Consider the following 16,116-nt stretch of genomic DNA (forward strand, 5'->3'; position numbering starts at 1 on the left):
GAAAGCCAGATCCGAGGATCGGAACATGGCGGATTGATGATGATGTGGTGGCGCTCCCTTGCCGTCACACCCCGGAGGTCATGTCAAAATTTTCATGACCCACGGTGATAGTCTCTCGTCTCACTCTTTCTCAATCGTGCATTGCAGCGGGTGCTGGTTCTGGCGGGCCAGATCCATCACCTGCGTCACCTTGGTCTCCGCGACCTCATAGGTATAGACCCCGCAGACGCCGACGCCGCGGCGATGCACATGCATCATGATGCGCGTGGCTTCATCGCGGTTCTTCTGGAAGAAGCGTTCCAGGACGTGAACGACGAACTCCATCGGCGTGTAGTCGTCGTTCAGCATCAGCACCTTGTACATCGCCGGCTTCTTGGTCTTCGGGCGCGGCTTGACGACGACGCCGGTGGCGGGCCCGCCATCGCCATCGCGCTTATCCGGATCGGACATGGTGATCGGCTGCATCATAACGTTCCGGTGGTCCCATCCATCACAGTCTGGCGCGGGTGTACGCGGGGCAGAATATCGGTTGCGGCGGCCCCACGGAAAGGGGTTTGGCGCATCCGGTGGCGGAATAACCGCAACGAAATGCGGAAAGCGGCCCTGGCGCGCGAAAAACGAGGGTGCGGCGGCGGCCCGGCTCTAGCCCGCGGCGATTCGCGCCGAAACGAAAAACCCGGCCGCACGAGCGGCCGGGTTCCAGCAAGGGAGCCGAAGCCCCCAGGATCAGGTGATCACCCTCAGGCCAGGCCCGGCAAACCCGGCCACCGCCCCACGAGAATGCGAGGCGACTAGCCGAGCCGGATCGCTTCAGCGATCCGAAGCCAAGCGCGCGGAGCGCGCGCCCGTCATGCGAAGGCATGCCTGCGGCATGACGCTTGAGGGCGAAAATTACGCCGCGATCGGCTTCGCCATCTTCTCCATGGCGAGCGTCATGCGGGCCGAGATCGGCTCCATCGAAGCCTCGGCCAGCTTCATCGCGGCCTCCGAGATCTTCGTGGTGTCGTTCACGGCGCGCTCGAAGGCCGTCTTGGTGAAGGAGGCCTGGAAATCGGCGGCTTCCTTCATGCTCTTCACGCTCGACAGCGCCTTCACGCCCTCGATCGTGTGCTCGGAGAAGGCCTGGAACATCGCCATCGTCTGGCGGGACAGGTCCTGCACGCCGGTCACATAGAGCTGCGAGGCCTTGGTAAGCGCCTCGAGGTTGCCACGGCCGAACTCGGCGGCTTCCTCGGCGGCCTTCAGCATGTCGCCCGCGGTCTTGTTCGCGGTCTCCATCGTCTTCTCGACGGCGGCGCGGGCCTGGACGGTGGTGTCCTCGACCAGCTTCTTCGCGGTGGCGGCGCCGGTCTGCGCGGCCTGGCTCATCGCCTTCTTCATGTCAGCCTGGGTGGCCATGGTCATCTTCCTTCTCGATTGGGCCGGTCAGCCAATCCGGGAAGGAAAGCTGGAAGCCCGTGTTTTGCTGCAATGCAGCATGGTGCCTATCTAGGACCGCGCCCGGACCAATGCAAGAACTTTTTGTGCGGTGCACAAAAGCCCGTCGCGGCCCGGCCATGCGCGAAACGGATGGACAAATGGCCGCTTGGCTGTTTCTTTGAGGACAGAGCGTGAGCGTGCCGACTGAGCCTTGGGGGAGGCGACACCGGCACGCGGCTGGGGAACCGAATGATCATCTCTTTATTCTCTCGCGCCACCCTGGCGGTCACCCTCGCCCTCTGCGTGAGCTGGACCAGCGGCGCTTCCGCCCAGATCACCACGCGCGACCGCTACGCCTCCCTCGTCGTCGAGGCGCGGAACGGCCAGGTGCTGAGCGCCGCCAACGCGGACGAGACGCGCCACCCCGCCTCGCTGACCAAGATGATGACGCTCTACATGCTGTTCGAGGCGATGCGCGACGGCCGGCTCAACCTCGGCACGCCCATCCGCGTCAGCGCCGAGGCCGCCTCCCGCCCGCCCTCCAAGCTCGGCGTGCCGGCCGGCGGCAGCATCTCCACCGAGACCGCCATCCTCGCGCTCGTCACGCGCTCGGCCAATGACATCGCCGCCGCCGTGGGCGAGGCCCTGGCCGGCGACGAGGACGCCTTCGCCCGCGCCATGACGATGCGCGCGCGCTCGCTCGGCATGACGCGCACCACCTTCCGCAACGCCTCCGGCCTGCCCGACCCCGAGCAGGTGACGACGGCGCGCGACATGGCGCTGCTTGGCCGCCGCCTCATCGCGGATTTCCCGGACCACTACCACTATTTCTCGGTCCAGTACTTTGCCCATGGCAACCGCATGATCCGCAACCACAACGGCATGCTGCGCGACTATCCGGGCACGGACGGCATCAAGACCGGCTTCATCAACGCCTCGGGCTTCAACATCGTCACCTCCGCCCAACGTGAGGGCGTGCGCCTCGTGGGCGTGGTCTTCGGCGGCTCCTCATGGCCGCAGCGCAACAACCACATGGCGGAGCTGCTGGATGACGGCTTCCAGCGCATGGGCGTTCGCTCGGTGCCGGTCATGGCCTCGGCCGCGCCGCGCGTCGTCGCCGGGCGCGACCCGACCGTCGGCCCCGGCCCGCGCCGCGTCCGCGTGCAGACCGCCACGCGCCCTGCCACGCAGGGCCAGCCGCGCGTGCAGAACGTCTCCACCACCCGGCCGGTCGCGACGCGCCCCGCAACCGCCCCGCGCCCGGCCGCCAGCCAGCCCGACCGCGCCCGCCGCCCCGCGTCGCAGCCCGCGACCCAGAGCCGCCCGGCGGCGGCGCCCCGCACGCCGGTGCGCACCACCCAACCCCCCGCCGCGCCGCGCGCCCAACAGGTGGCCCGCAACGGAAACTGAAGCCGGGCGTGGCGCGGCGACGAAGGGCGTGGCTTGTCGCCACGGGCTTGGGCGTGGCAACACGTCGTTTGTCGACATTTAGGGATAAGATCCGATGCCCAAGCCGCTGAAGAAGGCCGTCATGCCCGTTGCAGGCATGGGGACGCGCTTCCTGCCCGCCACCAAGGCCCTGGCCAAGGAGATGCTGCCCGTCGTGGACCGGCCGCTGATCCAGTACGCGGTGGATGAGGCGCGCGCCGCCGGCATCGAGCAGTTCTGCTTCGTCACCGGCCGCGGCAAGACCAGCATCGTCGAGCATTTCGACGTGGCCTATGAGTTGGAAAAAACCCTGGAGGAGCGCGCCAAGACCGAGATCCTGGAGGAGCTGCGCGGGCTGGCCATCACGCCCGGCAGCCTGCTCACCGTCCGCCAGCAGGTGCCGCTCGGCCTCGGCCACGCCATCTGGTGCGCCCGCGCCTTCATCGGCGACGACCCCTTCGCCATCCTCCTCCCCGATGACCTCATGCAGTGCGACAAGCCCTGCATCGGCCAGCTCGCCGAGGCCTATGCCGAGACCGGCGGCAATGTCGTCGCCATCGAGGAAGTGCCGATGGAGCGCGTCAACAAATACGGCGTGCTCGACATCGAGAAGGACATGGGGCGCCTCGTTTCCGTGAAGGGCCTGGTCGAGAAGCCGCCGGTGGACAAGGCGCCCTCCAACCTCACCATCATCGGCCGCTACGTGCTGATGCCGGAGGTGATCGGCCATCTCTCCAAGATGGAGAAGGGCGCGGGCGGCGAGATCCAGCTCACCGACAGCATGGCCAAGCTCATCGGCTCCCAGCCCTTTCATGGGCTGCGCTACGAAGGCCGGCGCTTCGATTGCGGCGACAAGGTGGGCTTCCTGGAGGCGCAGATCGCCTTCGCGCTCGCCCGGCCCGAGATCGCGCCCGCCGTGCGGCGCTTCCTCGACAGCTATCGTTAATCGCGATCGGTGATTCTGGCGCGTATTCTCGGAAGAGGCTGAGAGCATGAAGATAGTGATGATCGGCGCGGGCTATGTTGGCCTTGTCTCGGGCGCCTGCTTTGCCGAGTTCGGGGTGGATGTGGCGGTGGTGGACACCGATCCCGCCAAGATCGAGGCGCTCAAGGCCGGCCGCATCCCCATCTACGAGCCGCGCCTCGACCATCTCGTCGCCGACAACGCCCGCGAAGGCCGCCTCACCTTCACCACCAACCTGGACGAGGCCATGGTCGGCGCCGAGGCCGTCTTCCTCGCCGTCGGCACGCCGACGCGCCGCGGCGACGGCCATGCCGACCTCAGCTACGTCTTCGCCGCCGCCGAGCAGGTGGCCCGCGCCGCCCGCGGCCCGCTCGTCCTCGTCACCAAATCCACCGTCCCCGTCGGCACCGGGCGCGAGGTCAAGCGCCGCGTCAAGGCCGCCCGCCCCGATCTCGACATCGCCGTCGCCTCCAACCCGGAATTCCTGCGCGAGGGCGCCGCCATCGGCGACTTCATGCGCCCCGACCGCGTCGTCATCGGCATCGAGGAAGGTGAGGCCGGCCAACGCGCCGAGGCCGTGCTCAAGCGCCTCTACCGCCCGCTCTACCTGATCGAGACGCCGATCGTGGCGACCGGCCTCGAGACGGCCGAGATCATCAAATACGCCGCCAACGCCTTCCTCGCCATGAAGATCAGCTTCATCAACGAGGTCGCCGATCTCTGCGAGAAGGCCGGCGCCGATGTGCAGCAGGTGGCCCGCGGCATCGGCCTCGATGGCCGCATCGGCCGCAAGTTCCTGCATGCGGGCCCCGGCTATGGCGGCTCCTGCTTCCCCAAGGACACGCTGGCCTTTGCGCGCACCGGCCAGGATCTCGGCACGCCGCTGCGGCTGGTCGAAGCCACCATCGCGGTGAATGACGACCGCAAGATCGCGATGGCGGACCGCGTGATCGCAGCCTGCGGCGGCAGCGTCGCGGGCAAGACCATCGCCGTGCTGGGCCTGACCTTCAAGCCCGAGACGGACGACATGCGCGACGCGCCCTCGCTCGAGATCGTGCCCAAGCTCGCCGCCGCCGGCGCGGTCATCCGCGCCTTCGATCCGCAGGGGATGGAGTTCGCCAAACCGCTGCTGCCGGCCGGCGTGCACTACGCGAGCAGCGCGCTGGACGCGCTGAACGGAGCCGAGGCGCTGGTGGTCATCACCGAGTGGAACGAATTCCGCAACATCGCGCCCGAGAAGCTCGCCGGCCAGATGAAGGGCCGCGTCGTGCTCGATCTGCGCAACATCTACGACCCCGCCGCCCTGCGCGAGGCCGGCTTCACCTATTCCTCGATCGGACGACCCTGATGGCCGCCTTCCAACACCATTTCGACAAGACCTCACTGCGCGAATACGACATTCGCGGCATCGTGGGACAGACGCTGAACCCGGCCGATGCCTTCGCCATCGGCCGCGTCTTCGGCAGCATCATCGCCCGCTCGGGCGGGCATCGCGTCGCGGTGGGCTGGGATGGCCGCCTCTCCTCGCCCGAATTGCAGATGCACCTGGTCAACGGCCTCTTCGCCTCGGGCATGGAGGTGATCCGCATCGGCTGCGGGCCCACGCCCATGCTCTATTTCGCGAGCTACGACCAGAAGGCGGATGGCGCGGTGATGCTGACCGGCAGCCACAACCCGCCGAACTACAACGGCTTCAAGATGATGATCGGCAAGAAGCCGTTCTTCGGGAAGGACATCCAGACGCTGGGCGCCATGGCGGCTGCCGGTGACGTGGTGCCCGAGAAGCCCGGCACGGCGCGCGACGTGGATGTGAGCGAGGCCTATATCGCCCGCATGGTCCAGGACTACGCGGGCGGCTCCAAGACCCTGAACGTGGTCTGGGACCCCGGCAATGGCTCGGGCGGCGCCATCACGGAGCGGCTGGTGAAGCAGCTGCCGGGCAAGCATGTCGTGATCAATGGCGAGATCGACGGCAATTTCCCGAACCACCACCCCGACCCCACGGTGCTCAAGAACCTCGAGCAGATCATCGCGCGCGTGAAGGCCGAGGGCGCCGATCTCGGCATCGCCTTCGACGGCGATGCGGACCGCATCGGCGTGGTGGATGGCGAGGGGCACATGCTCTTCGGCGACCAGCTTCTGGTCGTCCTCGCCCGCGATGTGCTGAAGGCGCATCCCGGGGCCACCATCATCGCCGATGTGAAGGCGAGCCAGGTGCTCTTCGACGAGGTGGCGAAGGCCGGCGGCCAGCCGCTCATGTGGAAGACCGGCCACAGCCTCATCAAGCAGAAGATGGCCGAGACCGGCTGCCCGCTCGCCGGCGAGATGTCCGGCCACACCTTCTTCGCCGACAAGTGGTATGGCTTCGATGACGCGCTCTACTCCGGCGTCCGCCTGCTCGACATCCTGGCCCGCAGCCCGGAAAGCCTGGCCCAGATGCGCGCCGCCCTGCCCGTGGTGCTGAACACCCCCGAACTCCGCTTCAACTGCGACGAGACCCGCAAATTCGAGGTGATCGAGGAGGTCCGCGGCCGCCTCGCCACCGAGGGCGCGCAGGTCCAGGCGGTGGATGGCGTGCGCGTGCTGAGCGAGGATGGCTGGTGGCTGCTGCGCGCCTCCAACACCCAGGCCGTGCTGGTCGCGCGCTGCGAGGCAAAGACCGAGGCCGGGCTGGAGCGGCTGAAGGCCCAGCTGGTCCGCCAGCTCGAGGCCTCGGGCCTCGAAGCGCCCGATTTCTCGGGCGAGAATGCCGGCCATTGAGGCAAGCCCGGCCGGCGGGTGATCCGCCGGCCGGTTTTTTCACCACGTCGCATCATTTGCGACTTGTTGCGCCCCCGTCATCCGACTTATATGCCGGTTCTCCAACCGGCGAGGTCGGACATGCAGGGTGATCCCAGGCACGACAGCAGGGTCCCGCGCGCCAGCCGCTGGCGCGAGGCGGCCGACCTTCTGCGCTTCAGCCTGGAAGCCGCCGCCGTCTCCGGCGCCATCGTCCTCACCGCCTGGGTCCTCTCCGGCACCGGTTGACGCCCGCCGCCTCCCGCATCCAAGCTCCCCCTTCGCAGCCGGACGAATCATGAAGCCGGCGCCATCTGGGAGGATGCCGGATCCATGTTGTCCCGCCGTAGCCTGAGCCTCGCCCTGCTCGCAGCGCCCGCGATCGCGCACGCGCAAGCCTGGACGCCCACCGGCACCGTCCGGATCATCGTGCCCTTCCCGGCCGGCGGCACGACGGACATCCTGGCCCGCCTCTACGCCCAGCGCCTGACCGAGACGATGGGCGTCTCCGTCGTGGTCGAAAATCGCGGCGGCGCGGGCGGCTCCATCGGCGCCGACGTCGTGGCCAAGGCCGCGCCGGACGGGCAGACGCTGCTCTTCCACAACCTCACCTTCAGCACGACGACGGCCGCGCTGGAATTCGCGAACCGCGCGCCGCATTCCATCGAGCGCGACTTCGCCCCCATCAGCCTCGGCGCCAATGTGCCGATGATGCTGCTGGTGCATCGCGACGTGCCGGCCAACAACCTCACGGAATTCGCCGCCTGGGCCCGTGCCCAGCCCACCGCCCCCTTCTACGGCTCCACCGGGCCCGGCAGCACCATGAACCTGATCGGCGAGGTGCTGAAGCGCGATGGCCGCTTCCCGATGGACCATGTCCCCTTCCGCGGCGCGGCCCCCCTGGTGCAGGACATGCTGGCCGGGCGCATCCAGTTCGGCGGGGACCAGCTCTCCTCCTCGCTCACGCATATCCGCGGCGGCGCGCTGCGCCCGATCGGCACGCTCTCCGCCACCCGCGCCTCCGCCCTGCCGGATGTGGCCACGGTGCGGGAACAGGGCTTCCCCAATGCCGAGATGCTGGGCTGGAACGGCTTCTTCGCCCCCGCCCGCACGCCCGAGGCGGTGCTGGTCCGCCTCCAGGCCGAGATCGCCGCCGCCGCGCGCCACCCGCCGCTCGCCGCCCGCATCCAGGAGCTGGGCGCCGAGCCCGGCGGCAATTCCAGCGCGGAATTCGGCCAGGCCGTGCATGCGCAGATCGCCGCCATGCGGCCGCTGGTGCAGTCCTTGCAGATGCGCGTCGAATGATGCAGCGCCGTTCGCTCCTCGCCGCCCCGATCCTCGCCGCACCGCTCGTCGCCCGAGCCCAGAGCTGGACGCCCACCGGCCCGATCCGCGTCGTCGTTCCCTTCGCCGCCGGCGGCACGACGGACATCCTGGCCCGGCTCTACGGCAACCGCCTGAGCGAGACGCTCGGCGTGCCCGTGCTGGTGGAAAACCGGGGCGGTGGCGGCGGCTCCATCGGCGCCGACCTCGTCGCCAAGGCCACGCCCGACGGCCAGGTGCTGCTGTTCCACAACTCTACCTTCTCCTCCACCTCGGCGGTGATGGAGTTCCAGAACCGCGCCCTTCACTCCATCGAGCGCGACTTCGCCCCCATCAGCCTGGGCGCCCTGGTGCCGACGGTGGTGATGGTCCACCCCTCCGTTCCCGCCACCACCGTGCCGGAATTCATCGCCTGGGCGCGCACGCAGCCCCGCCCGCCCTTCTACGGCTCCACCGGCCCCGGCAGCGCCGGCCACCTGGTGGGCGAGGTGCTGAAGCGCGACGGCAATTTCGAGATGGAGCACGTGCCCTTCCGCGGCGCCTCGCTCCTTGTCCAGGACCTGATGGTGGGCCGCATCCAGTTCGGCGGCGACCAGCTTTCCACCGGCATCCCGCATATCCGCAGCGGTGCCCTGCGCCCCATCGCCATCCGTTCCACCAGCCGCAACCGCCTGCTGCCGGAGATCTCCACGGTGCGCGAGCAGGGCTTCCCGAACGCCGAGATCCTCGGCTGGAACGGCTTCTTCGCGCCCGCCCGCACGCCCGAGGCCGTGCTGGTGCGCCTGCAGGCCGAGATCGCCGCCGCCGCGCGCCACCCGCCGCTGGCCGCGCGGATTGATGAACTCGGCGCCGATCCGGGCGGCAATTCCACGGCCGACTTCACGGCCATGGTGCATGCGCAGGTGGCCGCACTCCGGCCGGTCGTCGCCTCGCTGCGGATCCAGGCGGAGTAGACGAGGGGCTCTGCCCCTCGACCCCGGCAAGAACCTGAGGTTCCTGCATCTCCGGTCAATCAGCCCGCCTTGGTGATGTTCCAGTAAACCGGGATCGCGGCCTCCAGGATCCCGGCCAGCCTCGCACTGTGGCCGCGCACCAGGCTCATCATCCCCAAGGGCAGATAGGGCACGCTCTCCACCGCGCGGCGCTGGGTCTGCACCGCGATGGCGCGCCGCTCCTCCTCGGTCGCGGCGAAGGCGAAGGCGTCGCGCAGCCGCTCCAGTTCCGGGTCATCGGGCCAGCCGGGCAGCGCCGTCCGGGCGCCGGCCGAACGCAGCGCGATATGGCTCACCGGGTCCATCAGATCCACCGCGGCCGGCGCCGAGCAGAAGAGGCTCCAGCCGCCCTGGTTCACCGGGTTCTTCGAGAGGCGCCGCGTCACCAGCGTCGCCCAGTCCATCGCCTGGAGGTCCACATTCATCCCCGCCCGGCGCATCCGGTCGGCCGAGACACGGGCGAAGGTGCTGCTGATCGTGCTGTCCTGCGCATCCAGCACCACCACTGGCGTGCCGTCATAGCCCGATTGCTGCACGGCCGTGCGCGCCAGATCGAGGTTCGGCGTCACCCAGCCCTCATTCGTGTGGAAGGGCGAGGCGCAGGGGAAGAAGCTCCGGCAATCCCGCCACCGCTCGCGGTCGGTCATATAGGCCGGCATCATCTCCGACGGGTCCACCAGCAGCCGCATCGCCTGGCGCAGCCGCGGATTGTCGAAGGGCGGGACCACCTGGTTCATGCGGAAGATGGGCTGCACGCCGGCCGCATCCTGCGCCGCCAGCCGGAGGTTGCGGTTGCGCGCGACCACCGGGAAGAGGTCCGGCGGGAGTTCCTCGAAGATGTCGAGCTCGCCCGTCTGCAGCGCGTTCAGCGCGTTGCTGGAATCCGGCAGCACCACCCATTCCACCCGCTCGATCCGTGCGAGCTTGGCGCCGGCCAGCCCGTCCGGCGCCTCGACGCGCGGGCGGTAATCCGGGTTGCGGCGATAGGTGGTGCGGTCGCCCAGCCGCCAATCCTCGCGGCGGAGCATGTAGGGCCCGCTGCCGGTCGGGTCGGTGATCGGCGTCGTGATCGGCGTGGCGGCCACACGCGCGGGCATGATGAAGGCCGGCAGGCCCGAGGGCTTGGCCAGCGCGTCCAGCACCAGCGCCCAGGGCCGCTGCAAGGTCAGGCGGAAGCGCCGCGCATCCAGGGCGACCAGCGTGTTGCCATCGGCCAGCATCTGCGCGCCATGCCCGTCGCGGATCGCCCAGCGGCGCAGGGACGCCACCACATCCTCGCTGGTGACGGGCGCGCCGTCATGGAAGCGCAGGCCTTCGCGCAGGGAAAACTCCCAGGTCAGCCGGTCGGCGCTGACGCTGTGGCTCTCCACCATCTGCGGCTGCGGGCGCAGCTTCGAGTCCAGCGCGAAGAGCGTGTCATAGACCATGTAGCCATGGTTGCGGGCCATGTATTCGGGCGAGATGAAGGGGTCGAGCGCGCGCAGGTCCCCGAACAGCTTCACCCGGAGCACGTTCGGGTCGCCCCGGTTCTGCGCGAGGGCGGGCGCGGCCAGGCCGGCCAGCGGGAGGGCGAGCGTCGAGCGTCGGGTGATGATCATGGATGCCTTCCTCGCGGCGACTTTACGCGCCGTGGCATGCATCCTGGCCCTGGCGCGCGCCCGATGTCACGCCGGAATTGCATGTTCAGGACGGTGAGCGCCCCAGCGCCCGCGCCAGCAGGTCATCCAGCGCCGGCCCGTCATCCCGCGCCTCCAGCGCGGCATTGGCGAAGACCGCATAGCCATCGCCGCCGCGGCGGAGGAAGTTGTTGGTGGCGACACTGTAGGCCCGCCCCGGCTCCAGCGCGCGCCAGCTGCCATCCGCCTCGCGCACCTCGGCCGCCACCACGCGGTGGCCCACCGGCCGCGCCGCATCCACCGTGAAGCGCAGCCCGGCCGTCTGCGGAAAACGCCCCGAGGAGCCCGGCAGGCGGGAGAGCCCGTTCTCCAGCGCCTCCAGCAGCGTGGCCCCGCGCAGCACCATCCGCGCCGTCGTGTTGCCGAAGGGCAGCGCGCCCAGCACGTCATTCATCGTGACCTCGCCGCCCGGCAGCCCGGCCCGCACGCCGCCGCCATTCTGCCAGCCGATTTCGGCCCCCGCCGCCTCGCGCATCGCCTCAGCCACGAGCATGCCGATCTCGCAGGGCGCCGAACCGCAGGCGGCGTTGCTGAGCGCCGCCGGCAGCCGCCCCACCACGCGCCGCCGCAGCGCCTCCAGCGGCGCGCCGAGCTGCGCCACCAGCGCCGCGACCGTCGCATCCTCGGCGATGTCCGCGGTCAACTCGCGCATCTGCTGCTGCGCGAGCGCGACGCGCCCATCGGCGGCGAGATCGAGGTCGAGCCGCCCCAGCCAGCGCCCATGCGCGCCCGCCTGCACGATCGTCACCGGCCGGTCCGGCCCTTCCACCACCAGGGGCGGCGCCACCAGCGTGTGCGAATGGCCGCCCAGGATCACGTCCACCCCCGACACCTCGGCCGCGACCCGCCGGTCCAGGGCGAGGCCCAGATGCGAGAGCAGCACCACCGTGGCCGGCCCCTCGCGCCGCGCTTCCCACACCGCGCGGTTGGCCGCCTCCATCGGGTCGGTGAAACGCAGATTCGGGCCGGAGGAGGAGATGCCCGGCGTGTCCGGCGTGGTCAGCCCCACCACCACCACGCGCATGGCCTCGCGCCGGAAGGCGATGGTGGGCCAGACCTTGCCGGCCAGCGCGGGCTCGGCCGTCGCGTCCAGATTGGCCGAGAGCACCGGGAAGGGCACGGCGGCGATGTAGCGGGCCAGCACCTCCGGCCCCAGGTCGAATTCGTGATTGCCCAGCGCGAAACCCTGCACGCCCCAGGCGCGCTGCACCTGCGCCTCGGCCTGGCCCTCATGCTGCGTGAAGAAGAGGCTGCCGAGGAAGGCATCGCCCGCCTCCAGCAGCAGCGCCGCGCGGCCATCGGCCCGCGCCGCCTCCCGCCCCTCGGTGATCGCGGTCGCCATGCGGGCGGAGCCGCCGAAGCAGGTCTCCCCGGCACGGCACGCCGCCGCTGTCGCCGCGATGGGCTCATGCCGGCTGTGGAAGTCGTTCAGGTGCAGCAGCGCCATGCGCGTGGCCACCTGCGCGGCGGCGGGGCGAAGCGCGGGGGCGGCCAGAAGGGCGGGCAGTGTGCGGCGGGCGAACATCACCCTTCCTTCTGTGGCGGAAACGCCGCTCCCCGCAAGCCGATCCCGCATGAAGCGCCTTCTGCCCTTGCCATGCCATCATTGCGGGTGAAGTCTGGCGCTTCTCTTCCACCGGTTCGCGTCGCTTGCAGATCTACCTGCCCATTGCCGAAATGAGCGTGGATGCCCTCATGCTGGTGGGCATCGGCTTCGTCGTGGGCTGGCTTTCGGGCCTGTTCGGCGTGGGCGGGGGCTTCCTGCTGACGCCCGTGCTGATGCTGATCGGCATTCCCTCCACCGTCGCCGTCGCCTCGGGCGCCAACCAGACGCTGGGCGCCTCCGTCTCCGGCCTCATCGCGCAGGCGCGGCGGCAGAACGTGGACTGGCAGATGGGCGGCGTGCTGGTCGCGGGCGGCCTGGTCGGTTCCGTCGTGGGCGTGCAGATCTTCGCCCTGCTGCGCCGCGCGGGCCAGGTCGATGCGGCCGTCGCCATCTTCTACGTGGTGGTGCTGGGCGCCGTCGGCACGCTGATGGTGATGGAGAGCGTGCGCGCCATCTTCCGCCGCTCCCGCAAGCAGCAGGCCCGGCTGCACAACCATTCCTGGGCGCATGGCCTGCCGCTCAAGATCCGCTTCCGCAAGAGCCGCCTCTACATCTCCATCATCCCGCCGCTCGCGGTGGGTTTCGTCATCGGCATCCTCTCGGCGATCATGGGTGTCGGCGGCGGCTTCATGCTGGTGCCGGCGATGATCTACATCCTCGGCATGCCGACGGCCGTCGTCATCGGCACCTCGCTCTTCCAGGTGGTCTGCGTCACCGCCTCGGTCACCTTCCTGCAGGCCATCCAGGTGGGCGGCGTGGACATCGTCCTCACCCTGCTGCTGCTGCTGGGCGGCGTGGCCGGCGCGCAATTCGGCGCCGCCATGGGCGGCAAGCTGCGCGGCGAGGAGACGCGCGCGCTGCTCGGCCTGCTGGTGCTGGGCGTCGCCGGCTCGCTGCTCTGGGATCTGTGGCGGGTGCCGGCCAATCTGTTCTCCGTCGGGCCAGCTTGGTGATGGGCACCCGCCAGAGATTTTTTTATGCCCTCAAGCGCCGGGCGCCGCCTCCGGCGGCTTGGCTTCGCCGCGCGGCTGTTGCTCCGGGCCATGCGCCCGGTTGGGCGGCGCCGGCCGCCTTTCGGCCGGATCCTTCGTCAGCGGCGATCGGCTTGTGGGGTGGCGCCGGTTTGGCCGCGCTTGTGGCGCTGCTCCTCCTCCTCCTGCCCACTCTCGCCCTCGCCCAGCCCTCCCCCCTCGTCGCCCGCCTCTCCACCGAGCGCGTCGCCATCACCACCGCCTTCGTGGGTGAGAGCATCCTCGTCTTCGGCAGCACCGAGGAACCGCTCGGCCCCGGCGGCGATGAGGTCATCGTCCTCGCCCGCGGCCCCTCCGGCCCCTTCGTGGTCCGCCGCAAGGTCGAGGTGCTGGGCCTCTGGTTCAACGGCCCCTCCGCCCGCTTCGAGGACGTGCCCGGCTTCTACGCCGTCGCCGGCACGCGCCCCGCCTCCCTCCTCCTGCCCGAGGATGTGCGCCAGGCGCGCGGCATCGGGCTGGCCACCATCCCGCTCGTCTCCACCGGCGCCCGCGCGCCGGGCTTCCGCCGGGCCCTGGTCTCGCTCAAGCAATCCGCGAACCTCTGGCAGGAGGATGCGCAGCCCATCGAGATCGCGGGCTCGCGCCTGTTCAACCTGCGCCTGCCGCTGCCCTCCACCGTCCAGCCCGGCTCCTACCGCGTCGAGGTCATGCTGGTGCGCGCCCGGCGCGTGGTGGCGACCGAGCAGCTGGGCTTCATCGTCGAGCGCGTGGGCACGGCCGCCGAGATCGAAAGGGTCGCGCGCGGGCAGCCGGTGATCTACGCTCTCATCTGCATCATCCTGGCGGCCCTTGCCGGGTGGCTCGGCAGCGTGCTCTTCCGGAGGAATTGATGACCGAGGCTTCCGCCGAAACCGCGCGCCGGGACCGCGTCTTCCTCGTCGTCGTGGATGACAGCCCCGAGCGCGCCGTGGCCCTGCGCTACGCCGCGCTGCGCGCCGCCAAATCCGGCGGGCGCGTGGCGCTGCTGCGCGTGGTCGAGCCGGTCGAGCAGAGCGAATGGGCCGGCATCGGCGCCATGATGGCCGAGGAACGCCGCGACGAGGCCGAGGCGACGCTGGCCGGCCTCGCCGCCCAGGTGCGCGACATCACCGGCGGCCTGCCCGTCCTGATCACGCGCGAGGGCAAGGTGGCGGAGGAGCTGCTCGCCCTGCTGGAGGAGGACCCGCGAATCTCCATCCTGGTTCTGGCCACCGCCGCCAACGCCAAGGGCCCAGGGCCCCTGGTGACGGCGCTGACCGGCAAGCTCGCCGGGCGCATGACGGTGCCCATGACCATCGTGCCCGGCAGCATGAGCGATGCGGAGCTGGACCGCGTCACCTGAACCGGCGCGGCGCGGGCTGCTGCTGGCGGCGCTGGCGCTGCCCGCCTGCGCCACCGCGCCCGAACCGCCGCCCGGCTGCACCGGCGCCCCCGGCCCCGCGCTCTGGCTGCTCGATGCCGGCTGGCACACCGAGATCGGCCTGCCGCCGCAGGCGCTCCCGCTCCCCCTCGCCGCCATCTTCCCCGAGGCCGCGCTGGTCTTCTTCGGCTTCGGCAAGCGCGACTTCGTGCTGGCGGAGCGGCCGGGCCCCGCCGAGTGGCTCACCGGCCCCATCCCCGGCCCGGCCGCGATCCAGGTGAGCGCCTGGCCCGCCCCGCCCGCCCGCGCGCTGCGCCTGCCCGCCGCGCCCGAGGCGCTCGGCCCCGCCCTGCTGGCGAGCTTCGCGCCCGGCCTGCCCCTCATCGAGTCACGTCCGAACCGCCGCTTCCACGCAGCCGCGCGGGGCTACAGCCTGGCCTATACCTGCAACAGCTGGACGGCGGAGATGCTGGCCGCGGCGGGCCTGCCGGTGCGGAGCGAAGGCGTGGTGCTGGCCGGTGGCGTGATGGCTGAGGCCGCCCGCCTGCCCGGCGCCTGCCGCCCCATGAAACCTGCCTGAACGGGCGGGCTGAATGGTTTGCCAACACCCGCGCACGGGTCTAAGCCGCACCGCATGAAGCCCGCTGAAATCCAGGCCGTCCAGGCCCATCTCCGCAAGCTGCTCGGCAGCTCCAACCTGATGATCCGCGCCGCCGCCACGCGCAACGGCCCGGTCGAGGTCCTCGCCGGCGCCGAGACCATCGGCACCGTGGACCGCGACGCCGAGGATGGCGAAGTGACCTATCACGTCACCATCTCGATCCTCGCCGAAGACCTCCCCAACCTCTGACGCCCCGCGCGGGCGGGCCCCGGCCCGCCCCGGCGCTTTCCCCCGGAAAAGCTGATCCAACCCGGCCGGACCGCCTGCGGAATGTCCGACCGTCTTACCTTGATTTTCAGAAATTCCTGAACATACTGACGTTCATGGACCTGCCCCCCGCCACCGCCGCCTTCGTCCTCCATTTCGGCGAGATGGGCTCGCGCTGGGGCATCAACCGCACCGTGGGGCAGATCTACGCCCTGCTCTTCCTCTCGGACCGCCCCCTCTGCGCCGATGACATCGTGGCGCAGCTGGGTTTCTCCCGCTCCAACGTCTCCATGGGCCTGAAGGAGCTGGAGACCTGGCGCCTCGTGAAGCTCCAGCACCTGCCCGGGGACCGGCGCGAGCATTTCACCACCCCCGACGACGTCTGGCAGATCGTCCGCATCCTCGCGGAAGAACGCCGCAAGCGGGAGATCGACCCCACGCTCTCCCTGCTGCGCGACGTGCTCATGCAGAAGCCCGCGACCCGCGCCGATGAGCACGCCCAGGGGCGCATGGAGAACCTGCTGGAGGTGATTTCGCTTCTCACCGGCTGGATGGATGATGTGAAATCCTTGCCGGATGAAAGACTGATCGCACTTCTCAAGCTGGGCGGCCGTGTCGCCCGCGTGCTGGAGGCGACCGAACGCTTCCAGGACATCGTCACCCGCCGCAACCGCCCTTCGAAGAAGGCCTGA

17 protein-coding genes are annotated in these 16,116 nt (G+C 70.2%); 13 read left to right on the forward strand and 4 right to left on the reverse strand.

The features are described 5' to 3' along the window. Window positions 1–120: 120 nt before the first annotated feature. Both clpS and ACQ860_RS10195 read right to left on the reverse strand, forming a co-directional pair. Window positions 121–450, reverse strand: a complete 330-nt coding sequence (clpS, locus tag ACQ860_RS10190; protein WP_213617118.1) for an ATP-dependent Clp protease adapter ClpS — start codon at window positions 448–450, stop codon at window positions 121–123. A gap of 441 nt (window positions 451–891) precedes the next feature. Continuing rightward, window positions 892–1,398, reverse strand: coding sequence for a phasin family protein (locus ACQ860_RS10195; protein ID WP_431303268.1), 507 nt, complete (start codon window positions 1,396–1,398; stop codon window positions 892–894). Window positions 1,399–1,668: 270 nt separating this feature from the next. On the opposite strand from ACQ860_RS10195, the gene ACQ860_RS10200 reads away from it, so the two are divergent. From ACQ860_RS10200 to ACQ860_RS10230, 7 genes are all read left to right on the forward strand, one after another. Next, window positions 1,669–2,829: a serine hydrolase gene (locus tag ACQ860_RS10200; RefSeq protein ID WP_431303269.1), complete on the forward strand. Its 1,161-nt coding sequence runs from the start codon at window positions 1,669–1,671 to the stop codon at window positions 2,827–2,829. Between the two features lie 94 nt (window positions 2,830–2,923). Next, window positions 2,924–3,793, forward strand: coding sequence for a UTP--glucose-1-phosphate uridylyltransferase GalU (gene galU / locus ACQ860_RS10205; RefSeq protein WP_431303270.1), 870 nt, complete (start codon window positions 2,924–2,926; stop codon window positions 3,791–3,793). A 46-nt stretch (window positions 3,794–3,839) separates the two neighbouring features. Next, window positions 3,840–5,159 carry a UDP-glucose dehydrogenase family protein gene (locus ACQ860_RS10210; protein ID WP_431303271.1) on the forward strand — a complete coding sequence of 440 codons (1,320 nt, stop codon included), beginning with the start codon at window positions 3,840–3,842 and terminating at the stop codon, window positions 5,157–5,159. Continuing rightward, window positions 5,159–6,571 (forward strand): phosphoglucomutase/phosphomannomutase PgmG, encoded by a 1,413-nt coding sequence (pgmG, locus tag ACQ860_RS10215; RefSeq protein ID WP_431303272.1) that lies wholly within the window; start codon window positions 5,159–5,161, stop codon window positions 6,569–6,571. Before ACQ860_RS10210 ends, pgmG begins: the two co-directional genes overlap by 1 nt. A 120-nt stretch (window positions 6,572–6,691) precedes the next feature. Continuing rightward, window positions 6,692–6,838, forward strand: a complete 147-nt coding sequence (locus ACQ860_RS10220) for a hypothetical protein (RefSeq protein ID WP_431303273.1) — start codon at window positions 6,692–6,694, stop codon at window positions 6,836–6,838. Window positions 6,839–6,922: 84 nt separating this feature from the next. Then, a complete protein-coding gene (locus ACQ860_RS10225) occupies window positions 6,923–7,894 on the forward strand; it encodes a Bug family tripartite tricarboxylate transporter substrate binding protein (RefSeq protein WP_431303274.1) in 972 nt (323 codons plus the stop codon). Then, a complete protein-coding gene (locus ACQ860_RS10230; RefSeq protein ID WP_431303275.1) occupies window positions 7,891–8,865 on the forward strand; it encodes a Bug family tripartite tricarboxylate transporter substrate binding protein in 975 nt (324 codons plus the stop codon). Before ACQ860_RS10225 ends, ACQ860_RS10230 begins: the two co-directional genes overlap by 4 nt. Before the next feature lie 59 nt (window positions 8,866–8,924). On the opposite strand, the gene ACQ860_RS10235 is transcribed toward ACQ860_RS10230, so the two are convergent. Then, window positions 8,925–10,502 (reverse strand): ABC transporter substrate-binding protein, encoded by a 1,578-nt coding sequence (locus ACQ860_RS10235; protein ID WP_431303276.1) that lies wholly within the window; start codon window positions 10,500–10,502, stop codon window positions 8,925–8,927. 85 nt (window positions 10,503–10,587) lie between these two features. Further along, window positions 10,588–12,105 (reverse strand): bifunctional metallophosphatase/5'-nucleotidase, encoded by a 1,518-nt coding sequence (locus ACQ860_RS10240; RefSeq protein ID WP_431303277.1) that lies wholly within the window; start codon window positions 12,103–12,105, stop codon window positions 10,588–10,590. Window positions 12,106–12,257: 152 nt separating this feature from the next. Between ACQ860_RS10240 and ACQ860_RS10245 the strand changes: the two genes are divergently transcribed. The 6 genes from ACQ860_RS10245 (at window position 12,258) to ACQ860_RS10270 (ending at window position 16,116) form a co-directional block, all read left to right on the forward strand. Beyond that, window positions 12,258–13,139: a sulfite exporter TauE/SafE family protein gene (locus ACQ860_RS10245; RefSeq protein ID WP_431303278.1), complete on the forward strand. Its 882-nt coding sequence runs from the start codon at window positions 12,258–12,260 to the stop codon at window positions 13,137–13,139. 170 nt (window positions 13,140–13,309) lie between these two features. Further along, complete coding sequence (locus ACQ860_RS10250) at window positions 13,310–14,047, forward strand: TIGR02186 family protein (protein ID WP_431303279.1); 738 nt, start codon at window positions 13,310–13,312, stop codon at window positions 14,045–14,047. Next, complete coding sequence (locus ACQ860_RS10255) at window positions 14,047–14,538, forward strand: universal stress protein (RefSeq protein WP_431303280.1); 492 nt, start codon at window positions 14,047–14,049, stop codon at window positions 14,536–14,538. Before ACQ860_RS10250 ends, ACQ860_RS10255 begins: the two co-directional genes overlap by 1 nt. Beyond that, a complete protein-coding gene (locus ACQ860_RS10260) occupies window positions 14,513–15,136 on the forward strand; it encodes a DUF2459 domain-containing protein (RefSeq protein WP_431303281.1) in 624 nt (207 codons plus the stop codon). Before ACQ860_RS10255 ends, ACQ860_RS10260 begins: the two co-directional genes overlap by 26 nt. Window positions 15,137–15,190: 54 nt before the next feature. Beyond that, window positions 15,191–15,406: a DUF3126 family protein gene (locus ACQ860_RS10265; RefSeq protein WP_296736503.1), complete on the forward strand. Its 216-nt coding sequence runs from the start codon at window positions 15,191–15,193 to the stop codon at window positions 15,404–15,406. A 134-nt stretch (window positions 15,407–15,540) separates the two neighbouring features. Then, entirely contained in the window at window positions 15,541–16,116 is a 576-nt protein-coding gene (locus ACQ860_RS10270; RefSeq protein WP_213615648.1) for a GbsR/MarR family transcriptional regulator, read from the forward strand.

This window comes from Sediminicoccus sp. BL-A-41-H5, assembly GCF_050632405.1.
Lineage (GTDB): Bacteria > Pseudomonadota > Alphaproteobacteria > Acetobacterales > Acetobacteraceae > Roseococcus.

Excerpts from the sequence above, each read along its gene's own strand:
- ACQ860_RS10240 (WP_431303277.1), bottom strand. The coding sequence starts at position 12,105 with ATGTTCGCCCGCCGCACACTGCCCGCCCTTCTGGCCGCCCCCGCGCTT.
- ACQ860_RS10220 (WP_431303273.1), top strand. The coding sequence starts at position 6,692 with ATGCAGGGTGATCCCAGGCACGACAGCAGGGTCCCGCGCGCCAGCCGC.
- ACQ860_RS10235 (WP_431303276.1), bottom strand. The coding sequence starts at position 10,502 with ATGATCATCACCCGACGCTCGACGCTCGCCCTCCCGCTGGCCGGCCTG.
- ACQ860_RS10225 (WP_431303274.1), top strand. The coding sequence starts at position 6,923 with ATGTTGTCCCGCCGTAGCCTGAGCCTCGCCCTGCTCGCAGCGCCCGCG.
- ACQ860_RS10210 (WP_431303271.1), top strand. The coding sequence starts at position 3,840 with ATGAAGATAGTGATGATCGGCGCGGGCTATGTTGGCCTTGTCTCGGGC.
- clpS (WP_213617118.1), bottom strand. The coding sequence starts at position 450 with ATGTCCGATCCGGATAAGCGCGATGGCGATGGCGGGCCCGCCACCGGC.
- ACQ860_RS10200 (WP_431303269.1), top strand. The coding sequence starts at position 1,669 with ATGATCATCTCTTTATTCTCTCGCGCCACCCTGGCGGTCACCCTCGCC.
- ACQ860_RS10255 (WP_431303280.1), top strand. The coding sequence starts at position 14,047 with ATGACCGAGGCTTCCGCCGAAACCGCGCGCCGGGACCGCGTCTTCCTC.
- ACQ860_RS10260 (WP_431303281.1), top strand. The coding sequence starts at position 14,513 with ATGCGGAGCTGGACCGCGTCACCTGAACCGGCGCGGCGCGGGCTGCTG.
- ACQ860_RS10265 (WP_296736503.1), top strand. The coding sequence starts at position 15,191 with ATGAAGCCCGCTGAAATCCAGGCCGTCCAGGCCCATCTCCGCAAGCTG.
- galU (WP_431303270.1), top strand. The coding sequence starts at position 2,924 with ATGCCCAAGCCGCTGAAGAAGGCCGTCATGCCCGTTGCAGGCATGGGG.
- ACQ860_RS10195 (WP_431303268.1), bottom strand. The coding sequence starts at position 1,398 with ATGGCCACCCAGGCTGACATGAAGAAGGCGATGAGCCAGGCCGCGCAG.
- ACQ860_RS10230 (WP_431303275.1), top strand. The coding sequence starts at position 7,891 with ATGATGCAGCGCCGTTCGCTCCTCGCCGCCCCGATCCTCGCCGCACCG.
- pgmG (WP_431303272.1), top strand. The coding sequence starts at position 5,159 with ATGGCCGCCTTCCAACACCATTTCGACAAGACCTCACTGCGCGAATAC.
- ACQ860_RS10270 (WP_213615648.1), top strand. The coding sequence starts at position 15,541 with ATGGACCTGCCCCCCGCCACCGCCGCCTTCGTCCTCCATTTCGGCGAG.
- ACQ860_RS10245 (WP_431303278.1), top strand. The coding sequence starts at position 12,258 with ATGAGCGTGGATGCCCTCATGCTGGTGGGCATCGGCTTCGTCGTGGGC.